Source organism: Sporomusa sp. GT1, from assembly GCF_014634905.1.
Taxonomy (GTDB): Bacteria; Bacillota; Negativicutes; order Sporomusales; family Sporomusaceae; genus Sporomusa; species Sporomusa sphaeroides.
The window spans coordinates 1-26,583 of the sequence record NZ_BMBX01000032.1 but is presented as its reverse complement, the minus strand read 5'-3'; the positions used below and the strand labels follow the sequence as shown (position 1 = coordinate 26,583).

The 26,583-nt window shown below is 49.1% G+C and carries 28 protein-coding genes; 14 read left to right on the top strand and 14 right to left on the bottom strand.

Features of this window, described 5'->3' with window-relative positions; all coding sequences use genetic code 11:
- The first annotated feature begins 56 nt into the window (after positions 1–56).
- Both GT1_RS22410 and GT1_RS19885 read left to right on the top strand, forming a co-directional pair.
- Complete coding sequence (locus tag GT1_RS22410) at positions 57–2,105, top strand: methyl-accepting chemotaxis protein (protein WP_223226393.1); 2,049 nt, start codon at positions 57–59, stop codon at positions 2,103–2,105.
- A 231-nt stretch (positions 2,106–2,336) separates the two neighbouring features.
- Positions 2,337–3,011, top strand: a complete 675-nt coding sequence (locus GT1_RS19885) for a GntR family transcriptional regulator (RefSeq protein ID WP_075753678.1) — start codon at positions 2,337–2,339, stop codon at positions 3,009–3,011.
- 233 nt (positions 3,012–3,244) lie between these two features.
- Here the strand turns inward: GT1_RS19885 and GT1_RS19880 are convergent, their stop codons facing one another.
- The 6 genes from GT1_RS19880 to GT1_RS19855 form a co-directional block, all read right to left on the bottom strand.
- Complete coding sequence (locus tag GT1_RS19880) at positions 3,245–3,451, bottom strand: DUF1657 domain-containing protein (protein WP_075753680.1); 207 nt, start codon at positions 3,449–3,451, stop codon at positions 3,245–3,247.
- A 112-nt stretch (positions 3,452–3,563) separates the two neighbouring features.
- Positions 3,564–3,920: a stage V sporulation protein AE gene (gene spoVAE / locus GT1_RS19875; protein ID WP_198930888.1), complete on the bottom strand. Its 357-nt coding sequence runs from the start codon at positions 3,918–3,920 to the stop codon at positions 3,564–3,566.
- 10 nt (positions 3,921–3,930) lie between these two features.
- Positions 3,931–4,932 carry a stage V sporulation protein AD gene (gene spoVAD, locus GT1_RS19870; RefSeq protein ID WP_188400179.1) on the bottom strand — a complete coding sequence of 334 codons (1,002 nt, stop codon included), beginning with the start codon at positions 4,930–4,932 and terminating at the stop codon, positions 3,931–3,933.
- Positions 4,933–5,412 (bottom strand): stage V sporulation protein AC, encoded by a 480-nt coding sequence (gene spoVAC, locus GT1_RS19865; RefSeq protein ID WP_075753686.1) that lies wholly within the window; start codon positions 5,410–5,412, stop codon positions 4,933–4,935.
- Between the two features lie 13 nt (positions 5,413–5,425).
- Positions 5,426–6,283, bottom strand: coding sequence for a DUF421 domain-containing protein (locus GT1_RS19860; RefSeq protein WP_188400178.1), 858 nt, complete (start codon positions 6,281–6,283; stop codon positions 5,426–5,428).
- An 87-nt stretch (positions 6,284–6,370) separates the two neighbouring features.
- On the bottom strand, positions 6,371–6,577 hold the full coding sequence (locus GT1_RS19855; protein WP_075753690.1) for a DUF1657 domain-containing protein: 207 nt from the start codon (positions 6,575–6,577) through the stop codon (positions 6,371–6,373).
- A gap of 162 nt (positions 6,578–6,739) precedes the next feature.
- Between GT1_RS19855 and GT1_RS19850 the strand changes: the two genes are divergently transcribed.
- Positions 6,740–7,459 carry a DUF421 domain-containing protein gene (locus GT1_RS19850; RefSeq protein ID WP_188400177.1) on the top strand — a complete coding sequence of 240 codons (720 nt, stop codon included), beginning with the start codon at positions 6,740–6,742 and terminating at the stop codon, positions 7,457–7,459.
- 9 nt (positions 7,460–7,468) lie between these two features.
- Here the strand turns inward: GT1_RS19850 and GT1_RS19845 are convergent, their stop codons facing one another.
- The gene (locus GT1_RS19845; protein WP_188400176.1) at positions 7,469–7,888 is read right to left on the bottom strand and encodes an EamA family transporter; all 420 of its coding nucleotides are present in this window, start codon (positions 7,886–7,888) and stop codon (positions 7,469–7,471) included.
- 160 nt (positions 7,889–8,048) lie between these two features.
- Between GT1_RS19845 and GT1_RS19840 the strand changes: the two genes are divergently transcribed.
- The 3 genes from GT1_RS19840 (at position 8,049) to GT1_RS19830 (ending at position 10,310) form a co-directional block, all read left to right on the top strand.
- The gene (locus tag GT1_RS19840; protein ID WP_075753696.1) at positions 8,049–8,255 is read left to right on the top strand and encodes a DUF1657 domain-containing protein; all 207 of its coding nucleotides are present in this window, start codon (positions 8,049–8,051) and stop codon (positions 8,253–8,255) included.
- 65 nt (positions 8,256–8,320) lie between these two features.
- Positions 8,321–9,265, top strand: coding sequence for an acyl-CoA dehydratase activase-related protein (locus tag GT1_RS19835; protein WP_188400175.1), 945 nt, complete (start codon positions 8,321–8,323; stop codon positions 9,263–9,265).
- Positions 9,231–10,310, top strand: coding sequence for a hypothetical protein (locus GT1_RS19830; protein ID WP_188400174.1), 1,080 nt, complete (start codon positions 9,231–9,233; stop codon positions 10,308–10,310). Before GT1_RS19835 ends, GT1_RS19830 begins: the two co-directional genes overlap by 35 nt.
- Positions 10,311–10,387: 77 nt before the next feature.
- Here GT1_RS19830 and GT1_RS19825 read toward each other — a convergent pair whose 3' ends face one another.
- Genes GT1_RS19825 through GT1_RS19795 form a run of 7 tightly spaced genes read right to left on the bottom strand, consistent with a single transcriptional unit; the run spans position 10,388 to position 17,591 of the window.
- A complete protein-coding gene (locus tag GT1_RS19825; RefSeq protein WP_188400173.1) occupies positions 10,388–11,131 on the bottom strand; it encodes an ABC transporter permease in 744 nt (247 codons plus the stop codon).
- Positions 11,128–11,931: an ABC transporter ATP-binding protein gene (locus GT1_RS19820; protein ID WP_188400172.1), complete on the bottom strand. Its 804-nt coding sequence runs from the start codon at positions 11,929–11,931 to the stop codon at positions 11,128–11,130. Before GT1_RS19820 ends, GT1_RS19825 begins: the two co-directional genes overlap by 4 nt.
- 39 nt (positions 11,932–11,970) lie before the next feature.
- The gene (locus GT1_RS19815) at positions 11,971–13,059 is read right to left on the bottom strand and encodes an ABC transporter substrate-binding protein (protein WP_188400171.1); all 1,089 of its coding nucleotides are present in this window, start codon (positions 13,057–13,059) and stop codon (positions 11,971–11,973) included.
- Positions 13,060–13,065: 6 nt separating this feature from the next.
- Entirely contained in the window at positions 13,066–13,743 is a 678-nt protein-coding gene (locus tag GT1_RS19810) for a DUF1847 domain-containing protein (protein WP_188400170.1), read from the bottom strand.
- Between the two features lie 13 nt (positions 13,744–13,756).
- Entirely contained in the window at positions 13,757–15,466 is a 1,710-nt protein-coding gene (locus tag GT1_RS19805) for an ASKHA domain-containing protein (RefSeq protein ID WP_188400169.1), read from the bottom strand.
- A 5-nt stretch (positions 15,467–15,471) separates the two neighbouring features.
- A complete protein-coding gene (locus tag GT1_RS19800) occupies positions 15,472–16,512 on the bottom strand; it encodes a uroporphyrinogen decarboxylase family protein (RefSeq protein ID WP_188400168.1) in 1,041 nt (346 codons plus the stop codon).
- Complete coding sequence (locus tag GT1_RS19795) at positions 16,509–17,591, bottom strand: uroporphyrinogen decarboxylase family protein (protein ID WP_188400167.1); 1,083 nt, start codon at positions 17,589–17,591, stop codon at positions 16,509–16,511. The genes GT1_RS19800 and GT1_RS19795 overlap by 4 nt, the downstream gene beginning before the upstream one ends.
- 581 nt (positions 17,592–18,172) lie before the next feature.
- Between GT1_RS19795 and GT1_RS19790 the strand changes: the two genes are divergently transcribed.
- The 8 genes from GT1_RS19790 (at position 18,173) to GT1_RS19755 (ending at position 26,358) form a co-directional block, all read left to right on the top strand.
- Entirely contained in the window at positions 18,173–18,457 is a 285-nt protein-coding gene (locus GT1_RS19790) for a DUF2325 domain-containing protein (protein WP_075753712.1), read from the top strand.
- 15 nt (positions 18,458–18,472) lie between these two features.
- Positions 18,473–19,960: a nitrogenase component 1 gene (locus tag GT1_RS19785; protein WP_188400166.1), complete on the top strand. Its 1,488-nt coding sequence runs from the start codon at positions 18,473–18,475 to the stop codon at positions 19,958–19,960.
- A complete protein-coding gene (locus tag GT1_RS19780; protein WP_188400165.1) occupies positions 19,957–21,309 on the top strand; it encodes a nitrogenase component 1 in 1,353 nt (450 codons plus the stop codon). Before GT1_RS19785 ends, GT1_RS19780 begins: the two co-directional genes overlap by 4 nt.
- Before the next feature lie 27 nt (positions 21,310–21,336).
- Positions 21,337–22,419 (top strand): uroporphyrinogen decarboxylase family protein, encoded by a 1,083-nt coding sequence (locus GT1_RS19775; protein ID WP_188400164.1) that lies wholly within the window; start codon positions 21,337–21,339, stop codon positions 22,417–22,419.
- 1 nt (position 22,420) lies between these two features.
- The gene (locus tag GT1_RS19770) at positions 22,421–23,077 is read left to right on the top strand and encodes a corrinoid protein (RefSeq protein WP_188400163.1); all 657 of its coding nucleotides are present in this window, start codon (positions 22,421–22,423) and stop codon (positions 23,075–23,077) included.
- Positions 23,078–23,191: 114 nt separating this feature from the next.
- Complete coding sequence (locus GT1_RS19765) at positions 23,192–23,362, top strand: hypothetical protein (RefSeq protein ID WP_188400162.1); 171 nt, start codon at positions 23,192–23,194, stop codon at positions 23,360–23,362.
- A 24-nt stretch (positions 23,363–23,386) separates the two neighbouring features.
- On the top strand, positions 23,387–23,818 hold the full coding sequence (locus GT1_RS19760) for a DUF4418 family protein (RefSeq protein WP_188400161.1): 432 nt from the start codon (positions 23,387–23,389) through the stop codon (positions 23,816–23,818).
- A 509-nt stretch (positions 23,819–24,327) separates the two neighbouring features.
- Complete coding sequence (locus tag GT1_RS19755; RefSeq protein ID WP_188400160.1) at positions 24,328–26,358, top strand: methyl-accepting chemotaxis protein; 2,031 nt, start codon at positions 24,328–24,330, stop codon at positions 26,356–26,358.
- Positions 26,359–26,583 lie beyond the last annotated feature (225 nt).

Sequence of the window (26,583 nt, the reverse complement as noted above, 5' to 3'; positions counted from 1 at the left end):
GCTGTCCCGGCGGTGAAAGCCCTGAGAAAATCTTATAATTTAGAGGAGAGAAGCCTGTGAAGAGCATACGGACTTTTTTTATCCTTATCATTACCGGCATTACTCTACTGGTCTTTGGTATTCAGACCTATATTTCGTCAACGCAGGTCAAAGAGTATGCGGTAACTCAGCAAGAAGAAAAATTATTGACTCAGGCTCTGCAAGAAGCAACATCACTATATATTCCGATCAAAGAGATTTCCGACGAAGCTATAACCCTGGGCAATATGATTACAACCATGCCGGAGTACCAGGAAGAGATTGTCCTTAGTTATATTAAGAAAAGCGTGCAGAAAAGCAAGTCCTTTGCCGGTGCCGGCATGGCGTTTGAACCGTACGCCTATCAGCCGGATGTGAAAAATCATTACCCGTACATGATGAAGGACAAAAACGGTATACCGGTTTTAACGTGGGAATACAGTGTAGTGGATTATCATGCTAAAGCATGGTATAAATTAGGTATCGGCTTGCAAAAGACAGTTGATTACTCAGAACCGTATGTGGACCAAAGCGACCCTAATCTGATCTGGGTAACCTGTGTTCATCCAATCGATAAAAACGGTAAGCGCATTGGTGTGGCGGAAGCAGATTTCACTCTGGACATTTTTAAGCGGCAGCTGGCAGACATCCGTGTGGGGCAGAACGGTTATGCCTTCGCACTTACCCGGGCCGGTATGGTTATTGGCAACTATACCGGCAGTAAAACCGAGCAGATCCAGGACTTATCAGTAAAGCTCACAGAGGTGTCTGACAAGGAATGGCGGGCGCTGGGTGAAGCAGCGCTGCAAGCGAAGCAAGCGGGAATCATGCAAGTAAAAGATAATTACATTGTATACTCGCCGGTAGGCGATACCGGAATGACCCTGCTGTTGGTTTACCCGGCGGAGGAAGTCTTTGCCGGCTTGAACAGTCTGATGTATTCTAACCTGATATTGGTGATTGTCTCCATTCTCCTGTTTGTGTTCACGTTATCCTATTTTGTAAATCGGCGCATTGTCAACCCTATACGAAAATTGTCTGAAACCGCCAATCGGGTGGCTGTAGGCGATCTTAGCGACATCGGGGAAACCCAGGCGGGCAAGGATGAGATCGGTCAGTTGGCAGCGGCCTTTGCCACTATGTCCGGCAACTTGCGCAGCCTGATGGTGCAGGTCATGCAATCTTCAGAGCAACTGGCCTCTTCGTCGGAAGAACTGACGGCAAGTGCCGAGCAGTCGGCGCAAGGTGCAACCCAAACGGCCATGAGTATTACGGCGGTGGCCGCCGGTACCGAGCGGCAAACCGGAGCCGTTAACCAAGCTACAGCTATTGTTGATCGCATTGCAAACGAGATTAACCAGGTTGCCGACAATGTCGGCATAGTTGAGGCGACTTCCGGGAAAGCAGCAGGCGCTGCCCAAGAAGGGGGCGAGGCGGTCGAAGCAGCAGTGCGGCAAATGGTTACTATTGAGACCAAAGTGACCCATACCGCGCAGATTGTTGTTAAGCTGGGGGAACGCTCCAAAGAAATCGGCCAGATTGTCGATACCATTGCCGGTATTGCCAGTCAGACCAACCTCTTAGCCCTCAACGCCGCCATTGAGGCAGCCCGTGCCGGTGAACAAGGTCGCGGCTTTGCGGTAGTGGCCGAAGAAGTGCGCAAGCTGGCGGAACAGTCCCAGGAAGCCGCCAAGCAGATTGCCGGATTAATTGGCGAAATCCAGAGTGAGACTACCAGTGCGGTTATGGCTATGGATGAGGGCACGCGTGAGGTAAAGATCGGGGCGGAAGTTGTCAATAATGCAGGTCTCGCCTTTGCCGAGATTGTGACACTGTTTGATCAGGTATCAGAACAGGTGAGCAAAATTACCAATACGGTGCAGCGGGTTGCCGGTGGCAGCCAGGAAATTGTTGCCGCCGTAAAAGAAATTGATGAAATAAACAAAGATACTGCCAGTCAAACCCAGACGGTTTCAGCGGTTACAGAGGAGCAGGCAGCCTCCATGGAAGAAATCGCTGCCGCCAGTGAGGCTTTGGCCCAAATGGCGGAAACATTGACTGGGGCCGTAAGCAGGTTCAAATTGTAGTTGGCTGAAGGGATAAGAAAAGACCGGACAATCAAGGTATATATGACTTTGATTGTCCGGTCTTGTTAAAAAAGCAATGGTATTATCGCCGCTCACAAGCCTTTTCTTACCGATGCAGGGAAATATTCTTCCCGATTAAGGGAAATGCCGCAGGAACCGCTCTGTACAGAACGGGCATAGTGCGGTATAATACAATATGTAAAATTTCTGAAAAGATGGTGAATCCAAGGCATGGAAATTATGCCGGCATACGAGAAAAAAAGTCTGAGCGATATAGTTGTTGCTTATGTGAAAAGTAAAATTTTGTCCGGTGCATTGAAAAGCGGCGATAAACTGATTGAGGCGGATATTTCCAGCGAGTTAAACACCAGCCGCGCCCCCGTACGCGAGGCGATGCGAATTCTGAACGAACAAGGGATTATTTCTTTTTCGCCGAGAAGAGGTAATCAGGTTCTGGAATTGAGTCCTAAAGAGGTTCTCGAGGTATTTGAGGTACGCATCTCGCTTGAAATTCAGATATTGCATGTACTTGTCACCCAAGACAAGCTGCAGGAGAACGATTACCAGGAATTGTACAATCTGACGCGGGAGATGAAAAATGGCGAAGGACGATGTAGTAACGATGAGGAGCGTGTATCCTTGTTGAATACATTGGATTTATCTTTTCACCGTTATTTGTGGAATGCTTCTGAAAGCAGCCGGCGTGCGCAGATTCTGGAGGGTTTGTTTTACCAGCTTTTGATTGTTATGAACCAAGATATTGTAACACTGGGTACCTTTGAGGAGAAGGCACAGGAGCATCTGCGGATTCTTAACGCCTTGAAAACCAAACAGTCGCCGCTGGTGTTGGACGAATTCATGAGGCATATGCACAATTATGTTGACGCAATGTTTACCAAACAATAAATAAGCCAATAAGGCTGTTTAATATGCTTATTTTTTTTATCCCAATAGAAATATAATTTTCTTAGAGAACAGGATAAGATCAGCATCGGCTTCCACCATTGCCAAAGGCTTGGTGCAAGCCGTGTTTCTTAATGCGGAAATAGAGATTAGTCACATAGGTGCAAGGGTTAAATAAAGGGGCATGAACAAAGCTGGAACTTTCGTTCCAGCTTTGTTCATATTCCGGGCTGAGCTTATTGCTGTTTGTATTGGGGTTCCTGCTTCTCAACATATTTTTGTCTTTGTTGTAATGTTTCAACGGCATTATCAAGTGTTGTTGCCAGTTGCTCAAAGGTTTGTTTTGCTTGCTGGTCTTGCGTCTCCAATGAAAATGTCTTCATCGTAGCTGCGGCATTTTGCACTGTGGCGATGGCCTGAGTCATCTGAGTACCTACTGTCATCTTTCTTCACCTCCTTTTACAGCAGAGCATGTACCTGATGCCTAACCTGTGTTAAGACTCCCGGCTGCTGTAAATGGGAGGTATAGCCCACAGGCACGAATAAATGGTTGACTTAGCCTTTGGGCTTACAGAGTAAGGCTGCCAGGAACCCGAAAATAATGGCCGCTGAAATGCCGGCGCTGGTAACTTTAAAAATACCGGTCAACACGCCGACAAGACCGGTTTTTTCCGCCTCCTGCAGGGCACCCTTTACCAGTTGATTGCCAAAACTGCTTATCGGAACCGATGCTCCCGCACCGGCAAATTTAATTAAATCGTCATATACGCCAAAGCCGCCTAACACAGCTCCGGTCACTACCAGCGCAACCATGGTGTGTGCCGGCGTTAACTTCAGTCCGTCCATCAGGAGTTGTCCAATTACGCAGATGGTTCCACCAACGACAAATGCCAAAATAAACTTTTCCAACATAAGCCTCCTTTTACATTTCTATTGCCACCGCATGGGCAACACAAGGTATGCTTTCTTTTTGCTGATATGACATGGGAGAGAGCAAAGCGCCTGTGGCAATGACCAGCATCCGGTTCAATTCCCCCCGGCGCATGCGGTTTAAAAGGTGGCCGAACGTAGTTGTGGCAACACAGGCGCAGCCACTGCCGCCGGCGATAACCGGCTGGTCTTCTTTGTACATTAACAGACCGCAGTCGGTGAATTTTTCCACCGGGATATCCAGGCCGTGTTTGGTAAGCAGATCGCCGGCAATCCGGTGACCAACCTTGCCCAGGTCGCCGGTGGTAATCAGGTCATAGTGATTGGGGGATATGTTCAGATCCCGAAAATGGGCTTGGATGGTGTCAACGGCAGCCGGAGCCATGGCGGCGCCCATGTTAAAAGGATCGGAAAGCCCCATGTCAATTACACGCCCAATTGTAGAGGCGATAACTCGCGGGCCTTCCCCTTGCCTGGCGACAACGGCGGCACCGGCTCCGGTCACAGTCCACTGGGCGGTAGGAGGCTTTTGTGCACCATATTCGGTAGGATAACGGTATTGTTTTTCCGAGGCGGCATTGTGGCTGGATGTACCAACAAGTGCATTCTGGGCGAAACCGCCATCAATAATTGCCGAGGCCAGGGAAAGGCCTTCCATCGAGCTGGAACAGGCGCCATAAATACCCAAATAGGGAACGGCAAGGGTTCGGGCGGTAAAGCTGCTGGGCATAATCTGGTTAATCAGATCGCCGCTGAAGAAAAACTGGATATCTTCTTTTTTAAGCCCAGCCTTCTTAATTGCCGTTTCGCAAGCTTGCTCCAACAGTAGTTTTTCGGCTTGTTCATAGCTGTCCTGACCAAGCCAGATATCACCGTGAAGCAGGTCGAAATCGCCTGCCAGATTGCCCTGGGCCTCGAAAGGCCCGCCGATAGCCGCCGAAGCAATGATTGCCGGTTTAGACGGAAAAATCCATGTTTGATGACCTTGCAGCATTTACATTCCACCTAACGATGTTATGAGTACCCGCACAATGGCGACAACAAAAGCGGAAAAGACACCAAATACCAGAACCGGTCCGGCGATTTTAAACATATTGCCGCCGACACCCAGTACAAACCCCTCGCTTTTATGGTCAAGGGCGGCTGAGGTAATAGTATTGGCAAACCCTGTAACCGGCACTGCACTCCCGGCACCGCCCCATTGAGCGATGTGATCATATACTCCGATACTGGTAAGGATCACGGAAAGCAAAATCATAATAGCCACCGTCGGATCGCCGGCTGTCTTTTCATCAAAATTAAAATAGGTCATAAAAAACAACTGTACTCCCTGGCCTATCGTACAGATAATGCCGCCGACAATAAAAGCGCGAATGCAGTTTTTGAATAGGGGACGCTGCGGCTCCCGCGCGCGGGCAAAGTCCTGGTACTGCTGCTGGGCGGGGGTCAGCTTCTTGCGTTTGATACTTGACAATATAATCCACCTTCTAACGCAATAAATATGGTTTAAGCTTAGCCATAAGGCGGCTTATCTGCTTTGCATGCTCAGCATACATTTGTTTGGCAGCCTCATTCTGGGTTTCCAGTGAAAAGGTTGTGAGGTCGGCCTGCACTTTCTCAAAGTTCGCATACAGCATTTCCTTGATTTTGGGCTGCGGCAGCTGTACCGAGTCATCGAATAAATCGAGGTACAAATCACCGGAAGAGTCTACTTGTCCGACAAAAACATTATCCAGCGATACCCCTATTGTCTCCAGTTGGATGCCCAGCCATTCGGTGTTAAAGCCTAAAGACGCGAGCGGCTCAGGCAATATGTTGCCGTCAAGGATGACTGTCTGCGGTTCTGCCAGGGGGGCCGTTTTTATCCCCAGATCATGTGCCGCTACAGGCTTTTTGTCAGATTTCATAAATACACTGATGTCACCGGTATCTTCCATTACCGCAAATTCTACATCTGCCAGATTAAAAGCATTTTTGGAACGAAGCTCCCGCAGCAGTTCTTCGCCGGTTAGCCTTGTTTGCAGGAGATTTTCCTCCATAATTTTTCCATGCTTGACTAACACCGTTTCCTTTCCATTCACCATGTCATGAACCCATTTGCTTTTAAGGGACAAATAATCCAAAGCTATCGGCAGCAGCACCCAGACACTAAGCGCAACAAGTCCGACGGCAGGCCTGGTAAGCTGTAAGGATATGGCGGCGGCAATTACTGCCGCTGCTATGTAACATACAAACCGAAACGGCGTTATCCGGGCAAGATTTCTCTTTCCCATCACCCTGGTCAAAAGCAGCAGCAAAAAGAATAACGAAACTGAACTAAGTAATATCTGTAGCCATGCCTGCATTGTTTAATCTCCTGACTAGTACCTTGCGTCACTTATAATTTGAGGTTAGATAACTATATAATCCAAGTGGTTAGGCAACGCAAAGTTCTAATTTCCTTTATATTGTGGTTCCTGATACTCTAATGTCTGCAATCTTCTCTCAAGGTCGTTAATAATTATCCCGGTAGCTGCCAAGGCTTCCTTGTAGACTAACTTGGTTTCTTCATCCCGTGTCTGCGCTGTATAGAGTCTTAATGTACCCTGAGTACCTTTTAAAGTAGCTAATGTTTGTTTGACTTGAGAAGCAACTGTCATTTGAAGTACCTCCGTTTACCATAGTATGGTTACTTTTAGCAAGGTTAATTCAGTAAAATAGGCTGAAAAATTTTACCCGGGACATTATAAACAAGTGGAGGATATCTTCTTTGTCCTTTGCGCACCCTATAGCACATATGGGTTTGTAAAGGAGGCAGCACCATGGAATGGCAGGAATTTATTCGCGATACGTGGCAGACCGGACTGGTATTCTTAGGACTGCTGGTTTTAACCCGGGTACTTGGTAAGACGCAGGTCGGACAACTGACATACTATGAATACATCAGCGGCATTACCATCGGCTCGCTTGCTGCCAACATAGCGGCAGCTGACGCCGATAAAGTGTGGAACCATTATTATGATCTTATTTTATTTGTGGCACTCACCTATGCCGTATCGCTTATTACCGTCAAAAGCCGTCCTCTCAGGAAGTTAATTGACGGCTCGCCCACAATCGTGATCGAAAATGGAAAGATTATTGAAGAAAATATGGGGCACCTGCGCTATGACCTGGATGAACTGCATGGACAATTGCGCGAACAGGGGGTCTTAGACCCTGCCGAAGTACAATACGCAATTTTAGAAACCACAGGCAAGTTAAGTGTAATAAAAAAGACTGACAATCAGCCTGTGACGAAAAGTGATTTTAATATTCACCTGCCTGATCCGGTTTTCCCGGTGGAATTCATTATGGACGGGGTAGTCATTGAGCATAATTTACGAAAAAAGCACCGGTCACAAGCCTGGCTGGAGGAGGAATTAGCCAAGCAAGATATCACCGATATTTCTGAGGTAACCTATGCCGGCATTGATTCTAAAGGACAGCTGTTTATCAATCGCAAAACCCCGTCAAATTATAGTAAAAAAAATAGTGACAATTAATTTTACGGATTAATCGCTGCACAATATTATCAGACCGATGGTGACAATAAGTGCTCCGATAAGCTGGCGCAGAGACAACGGCTGACTCAAAAATACGTTGCCCAAGACCATCGTTACCAGCGGCGCACAGGACATGAGTACAGCAATCTCATAAACATCGCCTTTTTGGAGTGCGTAAAAATACGCCAATTCGCCCAGGACGGCCGCTAAGACGGCTTCCATCCCGACCATGAGCCAGCTGGATAATGATAAAGCCGTAAACCCAATAGGGGTTTTGGTAAGGAGCAGCCAGATACTGATAAGGCCGGTGGCGATGAAAGTCCTGACTACCAGCGTGGTGACAGGATTGATATTGTGAAGGGCTGATTTGCCGAACAATGGCGCTGAGCCCAGGCAAAGAACGGCCAGAAAGGCATATAAGAATACCAAAATAACCCTCCTAATCATGCTGTTTTAAAAAGTATATGCCCGGAGACGGTAACTAACGCTTGTTTTGAACAGCAATGGCACATAGTTCCACTTATAATTACCTGTGGTCTGTAAAACAATAGTAAATGGAACCTTAACAATCAATTAGGAGGCTGGTATTATGACGGTAAAAAAAGACCTGGAGAAGGCTCTGGCTGCTGCGGAAGCCGCTAAAGGCACGTATGCTACCTTTGCTACATCTACTGACGATTCCGGTGCACAGACCATGTTTGAACAAATGTCCCAGGATATGGAGCGGCATATTGCCCAACTCAATAGCCGTGTAAGCTCTACCTCAGAAACTAAATTGGCTAATCAGCAAGAATAATGAAGCAAGGAGGTAGTTCACCTACCTCCTTGTTAATGTAAACTAAATATAATAGGGTGAGACAGATGGCGGTTAAGGTCGGCATTCCTCAAGCATTGCTCTATCATGAGTTCGGCAGCTTGTGGCTGGATTTTTTTCAGAATATCGGAGTAGCGGCAGTTCTCTCCGGTGAAACCAATAAACAAATAATAGACCGGGGGATGGCGCTGGCCATTGATGAATCCTGTATACCTTTGAAGGTTTACTTAGGCCATACGGCGTCCTTACTGGACACCTGCAGTCATATATTCGTACCTCGTATCGCCCAGTATTACCCCGATAATCATCTGTGCGCCAAGCTGGCCGGTTTACCGGATATTGTGCAAAATACCTTTAGGCTGGCTAAGGAAAAGATAATTAGTCCCAATATCGAGGATAGGTCTGCTGCTACAACCTTACAGGCAATTCAGACTATCTGCCAGCCGTTAGGGGTATCTGCTATTGACGGGCAGCAGGCGTATTATAAGACTCTTAAAAATTGGCAGAAGGCTATCCCGCCCGGGCTCAGCCAGCCGCCCAGGCCTAAAATTGCGGTGATTGGCCATAGTTACATAATCAATGATGTTTTTTTCAATAGTGATATTAAGAGAAAACTTAAATCCCAGGCAGTGGATATTATCACCCCGGCTGATTTGCCAAACAAAATACTTTACGAAGAAGCTAAAGAGTACCGGCAGGATATCTATTGGCAATTATCGATAAAACTTGCCGGTGCTGTCCGGCATTTCTGCCGGCAAGCCGATATTGCCGGTATCATTTTAGTGACAAGTTTTGGCTGCGGTCCCGATTCGCTTGTTAACGAATATCTGGAGCATCATATTCTTAAGCCAGGCAATAAACCTTATCTGCTGCTGACTATTGATGAACATACCGGCAGCGCCGGGCTTATTACGCGAGTGGAAGCGTTCTGGGATATAGTGGAAAGGATGTTAAAGCTTGAAGGTAAGTTATCCCCACATGGGCTATCTTAGCCTACCGGTCTATCATTTACTGACAAACCTTGGTGTTGAGGTTGTTGCAGCTCCGCCAATCTCCAAAAAAACGGTAGACTTAGGTTCGCTGCATTCGCCGGAAGGGGCATGTCTGCCCTACAAGATCACTATGGGTAATTTTTTGGAGAGTATTGACCAGGGGGCCGACACCTTCGTGACTGTATGTGGTGCCGGAAAATGCCGTCTGGGTTTTTATCATGCCATTCAACAGCTTCAGCTCTCCAAGCTCAAACCTGTGGAGTTTTGCACCATCGATGTCGACCATCTGTTTACCGGGTTATATCACTGTTTACAACAGCTGGCCCCTCAGGCCGGCCGTTTGGCAATACTAAAACAACTGGCCATGACGATAAAAATGCTGAAAGCACTTGATGACATAAACAGTGCCAAAAATTTCTATGGCTCACGGTCGGCTGAGCCTGATCGAATCATTGACATAGCCGCCGGCTCTGCCGGCAAGTTTATGGATTGCCGGACTTTCAGCGATATTAAGGCTAAGCGGGAGCAAATTATTGAATCCATAAAACTGCTGGGAGATGCTGCCGGCCGCCAGCCGCCGAAGGTTGGCTTAGTCGGGGAATTCTATTTGCTGCTGGAACCGTATGTCAACCATAGAGTGGAAGATGTACTGGTTAAACAAGGGGTGGAGGTTAAAAAGTTTATTAATACCGGTGAATGGGTCTATGCCAATACGTTATTAAGTTTCCTGGGGTTATATAGTGAGGAAAGGGCATACCGGCGGCAGGCAAAACCGTATCTTAACCATCATGTCGGCGGTGAAGGGCTGAAGTCGGTAGGCAGCGCGTTATGGTGTGCCCGGCACGGTTATGACGGGATTATCCACATATATCCCTTTGGTTGTATGCCTGAACAGGTAGCCCAGTACGCACTCAAAAATATTGCCCAGGACCTGGAGGTGCCGTTACTGTCATTAAGTGTTGATGAACACTCTAGCGATGTTGGTGTTCTTACCAGACTGGAGGCCTTTGCCGACTGTATTAAACGCAAGAAAAAATGTAAATAAAACGGCAGCGTATTCCTTGTAAAGGTATATGCTGCCGTTTTTTAGTAACTATTATTTAGCTTGCCTGTAATTTTGCCTTATTTTCGCCAGCGCAGCAGATAACCGGTAAAACGCCGGTATAAGGTCATTAGTGACAGGACAACTGTGCCGATGACAATGATTCCGGCGACTACCCGGGGGTAGTCGGCAAAGTCGGAAAAGTATTTTACATACCAGCCCAGGCCGCTGGTGGCGCCAATCATTTCGGCAGCCGTAAGCAGGATAAAGGCCAACACCATACTGATGACGCCGCCGCTGACAATATGCGGCATAGCTCCGGGCAGCAGAATGTTAATCAGCATGGATTTCCTGCCGACACCGATGGTCCTGGCCGAATCGACAATGCCTTTTTCCAGCGCTTCCACGCCGGCTATTGTATTCATAAATAATGGCCAAAAAGCGCCGATAAATATGATAAAGACGGAGGATTGCGTAAATGTCGGCAAGATGGCAATGGCATAAGGAATATAGACAATGGGCGGAATGGGGCCGAGGACATTGGTAACCGGTTCAATAGCCAGGCGCAGCCGCCGGTTCCAGCCGACAATCAGTCCCAGTGGGACGGCCAGAATTACAGCCAGGAAGTAACCCCAAAATAGGAGCTTGAGGGAACTGCCCAGACTTTGCAAAAATACCTGGCGATCTTCGACCAGCAGGTTAAGGACCTGCAGGGGCTGGGGAAATAGCTGGGGATCAAGCAGTTTTAACCAGGCAGTGGTTAACTGCCAGAGGAACAGGATGGCAATACCCAGCGCCAGGCGGTCACGGCTGGTTTGGCTCATATGCCGGCGCCTCCTTCCACTTGCTGAAGCTCTTCGAGGATTTCTTTTTGCAGCAGTGACAGAATCTCATTGCGCAGTTCCACATAACGGGGGTCTTGCACCAGGAAAAACCGCCGCCGGGGCCGGGAGAATGGAACAGCAACGGTTTTCAGCACTCTGCCGGGCCCGGGAGTGAATACCGCAATCCGGTCGGCAAGGTATAGCGCTTCGTCGATATCGTGGGTAACCAGTAAGATGGTTTTTTGGGTGCCGTTTGCCGTCCAAAGCTGGAGCAGTAAATCCTGTAGGCTTACCCGGTTTTTGGCATCTACGGCGCCAAAGGGTTCATCCAGCAAATAGACGGGAGCATCCAGGGCAAAAGCCCTGGCGATGGCTACCCGCTGACGCATGCCGCCGGAGAGCTCTGACGGGTATTTGTGGATGTAGCTGCTTAATCCGACCATGTCGAGCAGTTTTTTTGCTTCCTGCCGCGCTGCTTTGCCTGTTGCCTGGCAGGATTCTTTGAGGGCAAAGATAATATTATCAAGGGCTGTCATCCAGGGAAACAGGGAATAGTCCTGAAATACTACCGCCCTATCGGGGCCGGGAGCCAAAATCGGGTTGTCATTCAGGGTAAGCAGGCCGCCTGTAGCCGGTGTCAGCCCGGCCAAAAGCCCGATTGTCGAGCTTTTGCCGCAGCCACTGGGGCCGACGACTGCCAGAAATTCACCCTGTTCAATGGCTAGTGACAAATCGGCAATGGCCGGACGGTCATCGCCTGGATAAGTAAGCGACACAGAGTCTAGTTTTAATAAAGCCACAAGCATTCTCCTTCCGTTTAAAAGTCAGCGGGGAACCGGTTACAGATTGTTTGCTGCAAAGTCTTTGGCAAGCTGCTGGTAGGTGGCGTTTTGCGGTTCACGCTGTATTAACTGGTCAAGTGCCGTTTTGTAGATGTCGCTGTTAACATGTTTGGTGATATCAATATCGCTTTCAATATAGCCGGCGGTTTTCATGGCTTCCCAGAAAGCAGTGAAGCGTTTTTTATCAGGATCAGGAATGCTGTGGATGTGACCGCTGTAGGTAGCTTTTTCGAGCAGCTCTTTATCTAATTTGACATATTTACTGATGATATCCAGGGTTTCGGCATGGTTGTTAAGATAGAAGTCATAGGCGCGAATGCTGGCGCGGGAATAGCGGATATAAGCCTCTTGATTGGATTTAAGTTTGTCTTCGAGGGCGACTACCCGGCAGCAGACATGTCCGTCCATATGCTGTGCCGACCAGGAAACAATTTTTAGTCCTTGTTTTTCAGCCATTTCCGAAAAGGGAACCCACACCAGGCCGGCATCTGCCGCGCCCTTTTTTACGGCCTCAAGTACGGCTGCCGGCGAGTCAAGTTCCTGGATTGTTACTTGGTTTTTCCAGTCAATACCGGCTTGGGACATTGCTGACCGCCAGACAGCATCACCGGTTGCCAGGCGAACGGTGGCTACCTTTTTGCCGACAAAACTCTGCACAGAAGAATATTGTCCTGCATTTTCCGGTTTGGTTACAATGGCATGGCCTTCGCTTTGCATACCGCCAATATTGACAAAGGGTGTTCCTTTGGCAATAAAGACCTGAGGCGCTGAGGTGCCGAAAGAGCCGGCGTCCAGTTTACCGGCTTTGATGGCGTTTAAGCCCTCCCCGGAATTGGTAAACTGGAAGAGTTCGACGTCAAGCCCTTCCTGCTCATAAAAGCCTTTCTCCTTGGCCACAAAATATAATACATGGCCAACAGCCGGCAAATAACCAATGTTAAACTTGATTTTATCAGCCGGTACTGCTGACTGTGCACTGGCAGGCGCGTCTGCCTGCTGCGTTTTTTGCTGACCGCAGCCTGCTGCCAGCAGGCTGAAAACAAGGGAAACGATGAGACCGGTTAGTAGTAGCCGATGTTTAAACACAAATAATCACTCCTTTTCTTCCTGTAAAAGCCGTTTATAATAGAACCCGCTGGTATAGAGGGCTGCCGCCGGATTATGGCCTAACACCCGGTCTTTGGTTATGAGAGTGGTGACCGGGGCGGCAGAGTGTTTGATGAACAGGGAATCATGGCCGACACACAGGCCGACGACCACGTTCAGGTCAGTTCCGGCTTGGTTTAACAGACGGGCCTGAAGCACAGGATTGCAGAGCGCTTCATAGCAGCCTTGCTGTACTTTATACTCGGGCGGTACACCGATTTCTGTCTTGTCAAGCGAACCAACCTTGCAGATGACACTGTAGCTTTCAAGCCCCTTAGCGGCAAGTACTTGGCTGAATACCCGGGTTTCGTCCATGAGGCCGATGCAAGTGGCGATACCAAGTTTTTTGGCGCCAATTCTTTTGGCGAAAGCGATGATTTCCTCTACCCGCGTGAGTTTGCCGTAATACAAGCCCTCAATTTCAGCTGCCGCCAGAGCCATCCGGCGGTCAGGCCCTTCTTCGGTATAGGCGGTTTTTGACTGTTCTATTTCGGCGTTAATATCGGCAGCGCCGCGTGATGTTACACTTAAACAAAATTCGGGAAACCGCTTATCGCGGCGATAGCAGTTGAGCTGGCGGCAGTCGGTGCAGCTAAGCCGGTCAAGCTCGTTAGGCTGGCTCATAAAATGTACCTCCTTAGAAATTTAGGCAGTTAACAAAGGTTTTATCAAAGTCGCTATAGGTGGCCAGTTCTAAAACCTTTGCCTGTTTCACCAGGACGGCCGCTTTTTTGCGGGAATCCCGGTTTAATAGCAGTGCCTGACCGCCTGTTTTGGCCGTATTACCCAGGAAATCAATTTTACCCTTAAATGCTTCAGGCAGCATACCGATGTTGATCAGGCTGTCGGCGTTAAGGTGAAAACCAAAAGAACCGGCAATAAATACGCGGTCAACTCCGGCAGCGCTTAGTCCGCTGGCAGCGAGCAGGCATTCAATGCCGGCGCGGATAGCGCCTTTGGCAAGCTGTACCTGGCGAATATCCTTTTGCGACAGATAAACCGATGGGTGGATAGCGAAAATGGTTTTGCCATTTTCTTTTTTCAATTGCCGCTGCAGTGGATGGGCCAGGTTATTTTCAGCTCCGGTAAATTTTCCGGTCTTATTTATTAGCTTGGTTCTGACAAGTTCACCGACAATGTCCAGCAGGCCGCTGCCGCAGATGCCGACAGCCGGGCGACCGGCGATGGTCTTGATGGCTGCTGAACCGTCGTGCTCTATTTTGAATTTTTCAATGGCTCCAGGGGCGGCTCTCATGCCGCAGGCAATGTTCATACCCTCAAAGGCCGGCCCGGCAGCCGTTGAAGTTACCGACAGGCGTCCGTTATCTGCCAAGGCCATTTCGCCGTTGGTGCCGATATCAACAAACAAAGTAGTGCCTTTAAGGTTGGCCAAATCGGCGGCTAACATCCCGGCAGTTATATCTGCTCCGACATAGGCTGACATAACAGGCGGTAAATAAAGCTGCGCAAAGGGGGCGGTATGCAGGCCGAGACCTGCCGCCTGGTGGCAGCTGTCGCCCCACAGCACGGGAATATAGGGATATTTGCCGAGTGAAGCCGGGTCGGTCTTCAGCGCCAGATGGAGCATGCAGGTATTGCCGCTGAAGACGACTTCGTAGAGGGTATGTTGAGTAAGGCCTGTATCTTGCAGTAAGCCGTCGAGCATGGCATTGATGGCAGCGATAATGTCATAATGCAGGGTGGACAAACCCTCGGCGGTTGCTCCCATTTTAATGCGGGACAAAACATCCTGAGCGTGCAGGCTTTGGGGATTGAGCGCCGAGGCGGTAGCCAGCTCCCGGCCGGTAGTCAGGTCAAACAGCGCGGCTACCAGCGTAGTTGTGCCAATGTCAACAACCAGGCCGTGGGCTACGCGCGCGGAATTTCCCGGCTCTGTCCCCAGTATCGACTTACCGGCCAGTACTGCTGTTTGATTCACAGCCGGCATATACTGTTTCCTGATAACCGGATCAAGAGCTACGTCCAGATGATGACCCTGACTGAGTATCTGAACAGCGGTTTTGTCCTGGCGTTCCAGCAGAACGATATCGATAACGGTATCGGCAGCAGTGTTAGCCTGAATTTCCGTCATGCAGCCAAGAAAAATGCCTTCCTTTACTTCCGCAGGCGTCAGACTGTGATGACAGCCTGCCGGAAGACGGATAGCAGTAAGGGCGGCGGGAATGCGTACCTTGCATTTGCCGCAGGTTCCGGTACCGTTGCACGGTGATTCGACCAGGGCGCCTGCCGCCCTGGCAGCAGCAAGAACGGTAATATTCTCCGTCGCCTCAAAGCAAACAGGCGCAGAAGGGAGTTTGTTTTCCTGATGGAAACGTAACAGGGCCATAGCCATCACACCCTTTCGCCCGGGGAATGCGCCTTAACCGTTTGGGTCATAGCCTGGATATTGGCCAGGGGGCTGGAGGTACTTAGACCGCAGGCCGGCGCGATGATATTAATGCCTTGGGTGATAAGGTTTTTGGTTTGCAGGGACACCTTGTCGACAGTGCTTAATTCCAATAGGTAGGTGCTGATATTTCCCATTGTAGTAAGTTCAGGAAACTCAGCTTTAAGGTGTTTTAAGTTGACCATGGCATCGGTGCTGATGGCGTTGGCCCTAATACCGGGAATCAGGGGTTTTACGCTATTTAAATTGCCGCAGACATGGAGGATAACGGGAACACCCTTTTGGTGCACTGCGTCAATAAGCTTATTGATGTAGGGTACAGCATACTCGCCAAACATCTTAGGTCCAAGAATTTCACCTGTCGCCGTAGGATCCCCAATGGCAATTACAGCAGCACCGTGGTCAATTAACTTGTGGGCAAAGCCAATCAAGAGCTCAGTTACATACTGGAAAACGCGATGTGCGGCAGACGGGTCCCGGCGTAAATCCTTCAGGAACGGTATGGGATCGACAATGGAAGCCGCGGTGCTTACCGGGCCGGTCAGGCTGCCGATAACGGGAATGTCCGGATATTGTCCGGCTAAGATAGCGGTTGCCTGGCAGACTACCGGTATCCGGCCGGAATTGAGCATGGCAGGGATGTCCTTGTACTCTACCCGGGCGGCGGCGGCAAAGGTCTCGCGGCTTATTTTAGGTTCACACGCTAACGTACCTAAATCAATTTCGCTTCCCAATACCTCGGCTTCTACGGTCATGCAAAAGGGCAAACCGAAGTTTTCAAATCCCGTAAGCTGGTGTACGGCATAAGCCAGGTTTGCCATTAAAGCCGCAGCAGAGTGGGCGGCAGGCAAAGTTTGGCCGCTGCTGTTCATAACCTCGACAATGGCGGCATTCATCATGCCGCCGGGGCAGATGACCGGAGGGCGGTCTGTTGATTGCCGGTTTAACACGGCAATCAAGCGCTCTTTTTCCGTAAAAACTGTCATTTTGACCACCTCTGTTCCAGAAGATCAAGTTTTTCTTTGGTGATGGGATAGCCAATTTCGCGTGTGGCGGCAAGCATGGCATCAATATTGGCGAAAGGTGTTTCTGTAGGCAGACTGCAGCCGGAAGCGACAATATAACCCTTAGGATTATCATAGGCCTCACGGACACCGCTGAGTACAGCCAGTCGAACAGCAGCCGGGGAACCCTGCAGCATGATTTCTGATGGCTGGACATTCCCCATCAGCCGCAGTTTGTGCCCTACTTTTGTTTTGGCTTCAGATAAGCTGGCGGCATTGTCGATACTGATACAATCGGCGCCGGCCTCGGCCATCTGTTCCCACACCTTGGCGGTTTTGCCGCAGATATGCAGCGTTACCGGCTTGCCGCGGGAATGAATATAATCAATCAATTGCTTCAGATAGGGAAAGGAAAATTCCCTGAACTTCTGGGGGCTGATGATGGTTGAAGAGGACATGGGATCAGTCAGACTGGGGGTACAGCCGGTATCGATGATGGCTTTGGCGTAGTTGAGGCAGGTTTCCAGTGACAGGCGGCATAAATAATGCACGGCGTCGGGATTTTTGCCGACAAGGCGGGCCAGGTTTTCGGCCCCGATCAGAAAGGAAGCGTTGGTAAACGGGCAGGTGAGCGCTCCGGTAACTGTCACTTCTTTACCTACTTCGGCTATGGCGATTTTCATGGCTTCCAACTGGTGGGGAAGGTTGCCGTCCCGGTAAGGGTCGGCCGGTGTCAGGCGGTCAAGCTGGCTGATATCGGCAATGGCCGGCCGGTCAAGATAGGCTGTTTCATCCTCCGGATAACGGACGCGGGCGCCCATGGCTTCGGCCTGACCATACAGGTCGGTAAATATGCGGATAATATCATAGCAAAACCGGCGGTAAGCGGCAATTTGTGCTTGTGCCAGTAATTTTCCGTTGGCCGGCAATTCACCGACTTTGACCCCAATTACCCGGGCCGCTGTATTGCCGACAATCGGGACGCACGGCAGACGGTCAACAGGCTTTCCCAGATTGTAGGCCGCCAGCCGCTCAATGGGTGTCATCTGATCTTGGATCATAAGTTGTACCTCCTTTTTTTGGTCTAACAGCAGTTATCAGTTTTGTGCGCCGGCACCAGACCCGTCATACCACGCTGCGCCGCTGGCGCTTACCGTCCGCTTATGCATAACGGCCGCCCGCGCCTCAGCAATGTTGACAGCGGCAAGAACCGCACCAGCGGATTAGGCCGGGCAAAATAAAAGAAGGCCAAAAGAAACGCTGGTTTCTTTTGGCCTTCAGTATGTCTGATCAGCCGGTGCAATTCATGTATTGTGGCAATTATATGATGAAAAGTAAAATAGTGTCAAGGTTAATTTTATAAAAAAATCAATTAATTTCCTTTTAGGCATTGACACCTATTTAGGCGGTATGCTAATATGAGCCTAATATTTGAGTGGTATTCATGTGCTGACCGGAACACCGGAGGCAATCGTTAGCTGTTTAACCAGCTTAGGATTGCCTCTTTTTGTTTTTGAACGGTTCGTTATGAAAGCCAATTCAATAGGCGCGCAATTGCTGACTGGGAGCAGCCGGAGGCAACCGATTTTCCGCTTGTAGCGAAATAGGTTGTCTCTTTAATTTTTTTGAAGGAGATGAGAATATGACGGCTTTGGTTATTGGCGCAGATTATTTGGGTGGCATGGAACAAAAAATGCGGGATATGGGAATAACTGAAATCGCTCATATTACCGGACGAAACCCCGGAGAGGTAAAACGAATGCATATACCCAAAGCAGCGGCTTTCGTCCTGGTTTTTACCGACTATATCAATCACAATATGGCCAAGGTGGTTAAAAGTCATGCTAAAGCTCAGTCCGTCCCGCTGGTCTATGCCAAACGGTCCTGGTCGGCTGTTGAACACAAGCTGGTCGGGCTTGGGCTATAAGGGAGAGGTGAAACAATGAGTCATTTTGCATTAAAGGAGCCGCCGCGCCGGGAAGACAGACTGAATGCCTGCATTGCCCACGGGGCGACACTTGGCGAAGTCGCCGGCCGGCGGCAGCGCTGCTGTTTGCCTGCCAGTGAGCGCAGTTTTACCCAAAACTCCATTTGCCTGCTATTGCCGGCCCTGGGTACTATGAACAGTATACCAAACAGTGTGGTGCTGATGCATGGCGGCCTGGGCTGCGGCTCTTCCTGCCATGGCGGCAATGCCGCCGTACGTGGTGGCAATATGCAGCGCTGGGGTGTGGTAAAAGATGGTACGTGGCTGTCTACCGGTTTGACCGAAGCCGATGTTATCAGCGGCGGCGAACCCAAGCTGGCTGAGGCTATTGTTGAGGCCGACAGGCGGTATCGGCCTGCGGTTATTTTTGTGGTATCCAGTTGTGTCCCAGGCATTATCGGTGATGATGTGGACGGCGTAGTGGAACAGACACAGCCTGAGGTCAAGGCCAAACTATTGCCGGTACACTGTGAGGGTTTCAAAACTAAAATCTGGGCTACCGCTTATGATGCCGTATACCACGCCATTGGCCGGACACTGCTGCCTGAAACCAAGGCAGAAATTGCGCCAAGTAAGCCGGGCAAGACGGTCAACCTAATGAATATGTCTTCCATGGGGCGGGTAGATGAACTTGAGCTGGAGCGTTTGCTAAAGGCCTTAGGACTTGCGGTTAACATTTTCCCCGTTTTTGCTGACCCCGCCGGTATGCAGCGTATGGCTGAAGCTGATTTATCCATTAGTACTTGTCCAACACATGACGACTATATGCTTAACCATTTAAAAGAAAAGTATCAGGTGCCGTTCATTCTTAAACATATGCCGATAGGCATTGATAATACCGGTAAATGGCTGCAGGATGTGGCCGGTTTTTTTGGACTTGGTCCGGAGGCGAAGGAACTGATTGCGCAAGAAGAAGCAGAACTTGCAGCAGCGCTCAAACCGCTCAAGTCAATGTTTGCCGACAAGAAGGCGTTTAGCAGTGCCGGCGAGTTTCGAGCTCTTTCCACCGCGCTGCTGCTCGCTGAGCTGGGTTTTGAGGTCGTGGGTATCCGGGCTTTTCACCATGATGAATTTGCCGAGGTAGAATACGAGAAGCTGGTGCGGTTAACCGGGCAGGAGTATCCGTTAAACATTGCCAACTGCCAGCCTTTTGAAGAGGCCAATCTGTTACGCAAAATACAGCCTGATGTCTTTCTCGGGCATATGAACGGCAACAGTACGGCGGCTAAACTGGGCATTCCCACCCATGTCATTTATAATACCGGTTTGCATTATGTTGGCTACCGGGGAGCCTATGAACTGGCCAGACGGTTATATCGTCAATTGAAAAACCCCCGTTTTAACGCCAATCTCAGCCGTTATACCAGTTTGCCGTACCAGGAATCCTGGTACCGGCAAAATCCCTTTAAGTATATTGTAACGGCAGGTGGTGACAGCGAATGAGCGACTACAATTTTATTGAGCGGCCTCGGTATACCTGCGCTCTGGGCGGTGCTATCGCTGCCGTGAGCGCTTTGCCCAAGGCGGTGCCGATATTGCATGCGCCGCCAGGCTGTGCCGGTAATTTTGCCTGGACGCAGGCAGGAGGAGCAGGCCTGCAGGTTGGTGGCTATTGCGGCGGACTGAGTATCCCCGGCTCTAATATTCAGGAACGTGAGGTTGTCTTTGGCGGAGCGGAACGGCTGGCAGAAGAGGTCAGACATACCCTGGAGCTTATGCGGGGCGATTTGTATGTTATTTTGACCAGTTGTGTCACTGAGGTCATCGGCGACGATATTGGCTCGGTAGTCAGGCCTCTGCAGGAGCAAAGTGTTCCTATTTTCTTTGCTGAAACCGGCGGATTTCGCGGCAATTCCTACCAGGGCTATGATTTGGTGCTGCAGAGCTTATTCAAAGACTTTGTCGTGAAAACCGGGAGAAAACAGCCGCGATCAGTAAATTTGTGGGGAATTACCCCGTTTATCGATGTTTTCTGGCGCGGCAATATCGAAAACATTCGCCGGCTGCTGGAAAAGCTGGAACTGACGGTAAACAGCTTTTTTACAGTAGATGACAGTGTAGACAGAATCCGCGCAGCTGGCGGCGCAGCCTTGAATATCGTGGTGTCGGAGGTTTTTGGCTTAGGTACTGCCCGGCTGGCGCAGGAGGTCCATGATACCCCTTATTTGTCCACGCCGCTACCGGTAGGCCCTGCGGCTACCAATGCATTTTTGCGGCAGGTAGGAGAGGCGTTGGACTTAGACCCGGCACTGGTGGAAGAGGTTATCCAATATGAAAATAAACGCTATTACAGCTTATTGGAACCACTTGCCGATTGTTTTAATGATCTGGATTTACAGCGGTATGCCGTTATTATTGGCGATACCAATTATGCAGTGGCACTCACCCGCTTCCTGGGCGACGATTTGGGCTGGTTGCCGGAAGTTGTCGGTATCACAGATATTTTGGATGAAGAACAACAAGCGAGCATTACCGGCCGGTTGAGCAAGCTGGACAGCGGTTTGTCCCCGAACTTGATTTTTCACACCGATGGCAGCGCTATTGCCGCAGCGGTGCGCGAGCATTGGGCCGGGAGTCAGTCTCAGGCCGGCAAATATGCCAATCCCCTCAATCCGTCCTTTGTTATTGGCAGCGCCCTTGACCGGGAATTAGCCAGGGAACTGGGAGCCGGGCATCTGAGCGTAAGTTTTCCGGTGGCTAACCGGGCGGTTATCGGCAGGGGATATACCGGGTATAATGGTGGTTTAACTCTTATCGAGGATTTAATCAGCACAATTATTGCCGGCAGGTAATGAAGTGGGAGGAGATGAGGGGGAACTATGTTGCCTAAGGACAGAATCCTCTATGCGTTACAGGTTAAAAGTAGTGCACCGTCTGAGCAGCCAGTGCTGCCGGCAGCACTTCTGTCCGGCGGAACCTGGGCATTCAGACAAAAGGGTCTGACGCTGCAGGAAGTGCTTGAAAAGCCGGAACTGGGTGTATCCGCCATTATTGCCATTAACCAATGCATTCAGTCTGACATTGTTTGGCCAGGGTCCGGCTACCATAACCTGCTGGCGCATATCTTTGGCGGCAGAATTAAATTCCGGCCGCAGGGAAATATTGATGTGATTGAGCCGGCGTTTGCCAAAGTCACGGAGGCATACCGGCTTGACTTGAGCCGCATCGACAATCATGAGTGGATTTGCGCTATCCGCACGATAATTTCGCAGGTTAACGGACAAATCGGTAATTCTGTGCTGGTCGGAACTTCCGGTTGGGGGCCGTTCACGCTGGCTGGGCAGTTTTACGGCGTAGAAAAGCTAATGTCAGGTTTATATAAAGACAAAGCAGGTATACATGCCTTGCTTGAAGTCATGACAGCGGTTTGCATTGCCTACCTGGCGCCGGCTATTGACCGGGGAGCCGGCATAGTATCGGTTGCTGAACCCACTGCATCAGGAGACCTTATTTCACTCAGCCATTTTGAAGAGTTCGCCGCCCCGTACATTAAGAAGGTTAACGAAGAATTGAAGAACAGGGGAGCGTATACCGCTTTGCATATTTGCGGCAATATTAAAGACCGTGTAAGCCTGGCGCCTCTGATGGGTGTTGATGTATTATCTGTTGACTATAAGGTGGATTTGGCGCTGGCACAACAGCGGCTGGCAGGACAAACGGCGTTAGCCGGCAACGTAAATCCTCTGCTGCTTAAAGACGGCTCAGCGGCTGAAGTGGTGCAGGCCGCTAAACAATGCATTCAGCAAGCCGGCCGGGGAGCTAACTATATTCTCATGCCCGGATGTGATATTCCGCCCGGCGTTCCCTTAGCTAATGCAGTAGCATTTTTAGGTGCCGGCCGGGGAGAGGAAGACACTTCGCGCGTGGAATTAAGTAATGTTAAATATCATAGGAGGGCTTGAAATGGCGGCAAATAAGGAAGACCTATTCAGAAAACTATCAGATGCTGTTGTGGATATGGATGAGAATTTGGCGGTAAGTGTGGCACAGGAGATTATCGCGGAGAAATTTGATGCCTATGAAGCTGTTGAAAAAGGTCTGTCAAATGGGATGGACCGGGCGGGAGTACTATTTGAGGAAGAGGAGTACTTTATCCCTGAATTGCTGCTATGCTCTGATGCCATGTACGCCGGACTTGATGTGCTCAAAGGACATATCAAAGTTGCCGGGCAAGGTGAGAAACGAAAAATAGTTATAGGGGTGGTAGAAGGTGATACCCATGACATCGGCAAGAACCTGGTAAAAATCATGCTGGAGACATCAGGCTTCGAAGTCTATGACTTGGGCAGAGATATTGCGCCACTGGCTTTCGTGGAAAAGGCCAAAGAAGTGAATGCCGACATTATTGCCATGGCAACACTCATGACCACTACCATGGAGGGAATGGCCGCAGTTGTCGAGATTCTGCAGGCTCAGAACCTTAAAGACAGCTATAAAGTCATTGTTGGCGGTGGACCCATTTCACAGAGCTTTGCCGATAAAATCGGGGCCGATGGCTATGCTGTTAACGCCGCCGACGCGGTAAGACTTTCCCGGCGGCTTTTGGGAATAGCCGGGTAAAAAGTAATTATATATAAATATAATGTTGATTGGTTGATTAGTATTGACTAAAGGCCGGAGTAGTCCGTCGGGGAACTCCGGCCTTTTATTTATAGCAGAGAGGAGGCTTAAAGCATGAGCTTAGAAAGATTTTTTATTGGTGCGCTGGTTGTATTTTTATTAGGCCTTGGAGTTTTATACAGTGGGGTAAACAGAGCGCCATTCAGGGACCATAATCCGGGCAGCCATCACCCCCATACCCATTCGGTGCTGCCGGTTGCCGCCGGCGACAGCTGCCGGGTGTGAAAATAATAGAGGAGTTGATGGGGATTGAAAGGTTATAAAGCACTGGCCTGGAGCGCTATTTTAATAAGCCTTGTGCTGCTGGTACTGCCCAGAGGTATACCGATTTGCACCGGATTAGCGGGAGCGGGCAGCCCGATGCGGTGCCATTACGCCTACCAGGCTGAGTTTCTCGTGACTCTGCTGGCACTTATCCTGGCCGTTTCCTTGTTAGTGTTACGTACAACCGAGGCGCAGGCATTAAGCGGATTTGTCATTTTATTGGCAGGTATTATTATTATTATCCTGCCGCTGCCCTGGGTCATCGGGATTTGCACTCATGGCGGAGCTTGCCTTAAAACAGCCTTTTTCACAACAATTGGCGGCAGCTTGCTTAGCCTGGCGGGGGCCGCAATTATCTGGCTTACCCGCAAAAACAAGGAAGTTAAGCAAACAGACGAAGGGAAGCCTAACAGCTAACAAAGTGTAAGGCCATTGAGTAACCTCAGAACAGGGAGAATCGGTATGATTCTCCCTGGTGTATTTACTGACTGATGGGGTATCTACATAGATAAAAGAGAGACTTCAAGCGTTTACCAGTAGCAAGTACATGTTGAATATTTTGGAAAACCATGGTATACTATATACTATAAAAGTTAGGTTGATCAGAAGACTGAAGGCCGAGCGGTAGTATCCGCTTGCTTTCAGTCTTTTTTTATTTTTAAAGAGGAGGAGTCTATATATGGCCGCCAATGAAAATGGAGTTTTCCGGACAAATTGCGTTACTATGCATTGCAACAACAAACTAATCCGGTATTTTCCCAAAACGTATAAAATATGTTAAAAGCCAATCAGAAAACTGAAGGCTGAAGCCATCGCTGCGATGCTTTAGCCTTCTTTATTTTCGAGTTAGCCCATATCCATACTGAACTGTAAAAAAATATTGCTTTCGGAGAAGACAGTTATCTATAAAAGGAGGTTGTAAGCATATGAAAATATTTTTTCAAACAAGAAATATTGTCAGCTTTTTTAGTAAGGCAGGTAAAGCCGGGATTAAGTTAAAATTAATTTTGATTGCAGTATTACTTACTCTGTTTGCTGTAGTGGCTACCTTGGTACCTGCACTTTTTTTATTTACTCAATATAATAATACGATTGCTGCTGAACAGGTGCAGGCAGGAATGAAAGGACTTACCATCACACTAAAAGATTATCAGAAAAACGCGTTGAATTTTGGTGCTGTTATGGCCAGTCATCCGGGTGTTATCAAAGGCATTAAAGACAAAGATGCACTTACGATTTTAGAGCAGCTGGGGCCGCTGCTATCGCGGGCCAATATTGACTTTGCCACAATAACTGATGAGACAGGAACGGTTATTGTCCGGACTCATGACCAGAAAAGAGGCGATAGTGTAGTAAATCAGGATAATATTAAGAATGCTCTTAAAGGCGTGGCCTATGCTGCTATTGAATCGGGAACAGTAGTGAAGTTTTCCGCCCGGGCAGGAACTCCGGTAAAAGATGAAGCTGGCCGGATTGTTGGGGTCATTTCGGCAGGATATTATATTAGTAATGATCTTGTTGTCGATCGAATCAAGGAGGCGTTTGGTACAGATGTAACTCTCTTCTTAGGAGATGAGCGGGTGGCCACTACCATTATGAGAGACGGTCAGCGAATGTTAGGGAGTAAATTAGATGAAGAAATTGCCAGTAAGGTACTTAAGGACAGGCAAGAGTATGTTGGTACAGTTGCGGTAGTCGGCATTCCTTATATTACAGCTTATAAACCGCTAATGGGGCCGGAAGATAAGCCGATGGGAGCGTTGTTTGTCGGCAAAAACATGGAAACACTTAATGCAGCCAGAGATAAAGTTGTCCTGTTTGTTGGTGGAATTTCCCTGCTGGTACTGATTAGCGTGAGTATTATTGCTGTTGTTATCTCTAATAAAATGACAAGCCCCATCCGGAATTTGGTTTTGGCGACCGAACGGGTAGCCGGCGGGAATCTGACGAATTTTGTCGAGGTAGCTTCCAAAGATGAAATCGGTACATTGGCGCAAGGCTTTAACCAAATGATCGAACGCCTGAAATCACTTATTGCCAACGTTAATTCTTCAGCCGGGATATTGACCGCAGCGTCGCATACACTTAAAGAAAATGGCGAGCAGTCTGCACAAGCCGTTAATCAGGTGGCAGCCACTATTGATGATATGGCGCGTGGTGCAGAGGAACAGCGTGCAGCGGTTGAGGAAACTGCCAGCGTCATAGAACAGCTTGTAATTGCCCTGCAACAGGTAGCGGCCAATGCAAATGACGCAGCGGTAAGGTCGAGCAAAACTACTGACGCGGCGCAGCAAGGCAGTAAAGCTGTTGCCGATGCGCTAAATCAGATGAATGCTATTGAAATATCGGTTGTTAATTCGGCCGCAGAGCTTGCTAAACTTGGTGAAAGGTCTACAGAAATAGGAAGTATCGTTGATGCCATCTCCGGAATTGCCGGACAGACAAACTTATTAGCTTTGAACGCTGCTATCGAGGCGGCCAGAGCGGGAGAGCAGGGCCGTGGTTTCGCAGTTGTGGCAGAGGAAGTGCGGAAACTTGCCGAACAGTCTCAGGAAGCCGCCAAACAGATTGCCGCTTTAATTGGGGAGATTCAAAGGGATACGGATAAAACGGTGGCAGCTATGAATGACAGCACGCACGAAGTCAAGGTAGGAGCCGGGGTTGTGGCTTCGGCAGGGCAGGTATTTAACGATATCTTGGTGTTAGTTACAGAGGTAGCCGGTCAGGTTAATCAAATAGCTGCTGCCAGTCAGCAAATGGTCAATGGCAGTCAACAAATAGTACAATCCACCAATAAAATAAATCAGGTAAGTAACGAAGCAGCAAGTCAGGCGCAAACCGTCTCCGCCTCAATAGAAGAACAATCGGCAGTACTGGAGGAATTGGCCGTTTCCAGCCAGACACTTACGGCAATGGCTCAAGAACTGCAGCTTGCGGTTAGTAAATTTAAAATATAGATTCAGCTGAGTCCCTGCTGCGGCTTTAAAATATGAGCAACAGCTGCAGGCGGTTGGTCAGGAAAGAATAAGTGGCAGCCAATGAAAAAAGGCAGTTGCTTAGGTGGAGTTTAAATCCAGCTTAAAGCAACTGCCGTTCTTATCCAGGGGGTCTGCGGATAATTTTGTGTAATTTGAAATTCCTCATGGCAAGAAATAGTGGCTTTGTAAAAACATATTTGTTCA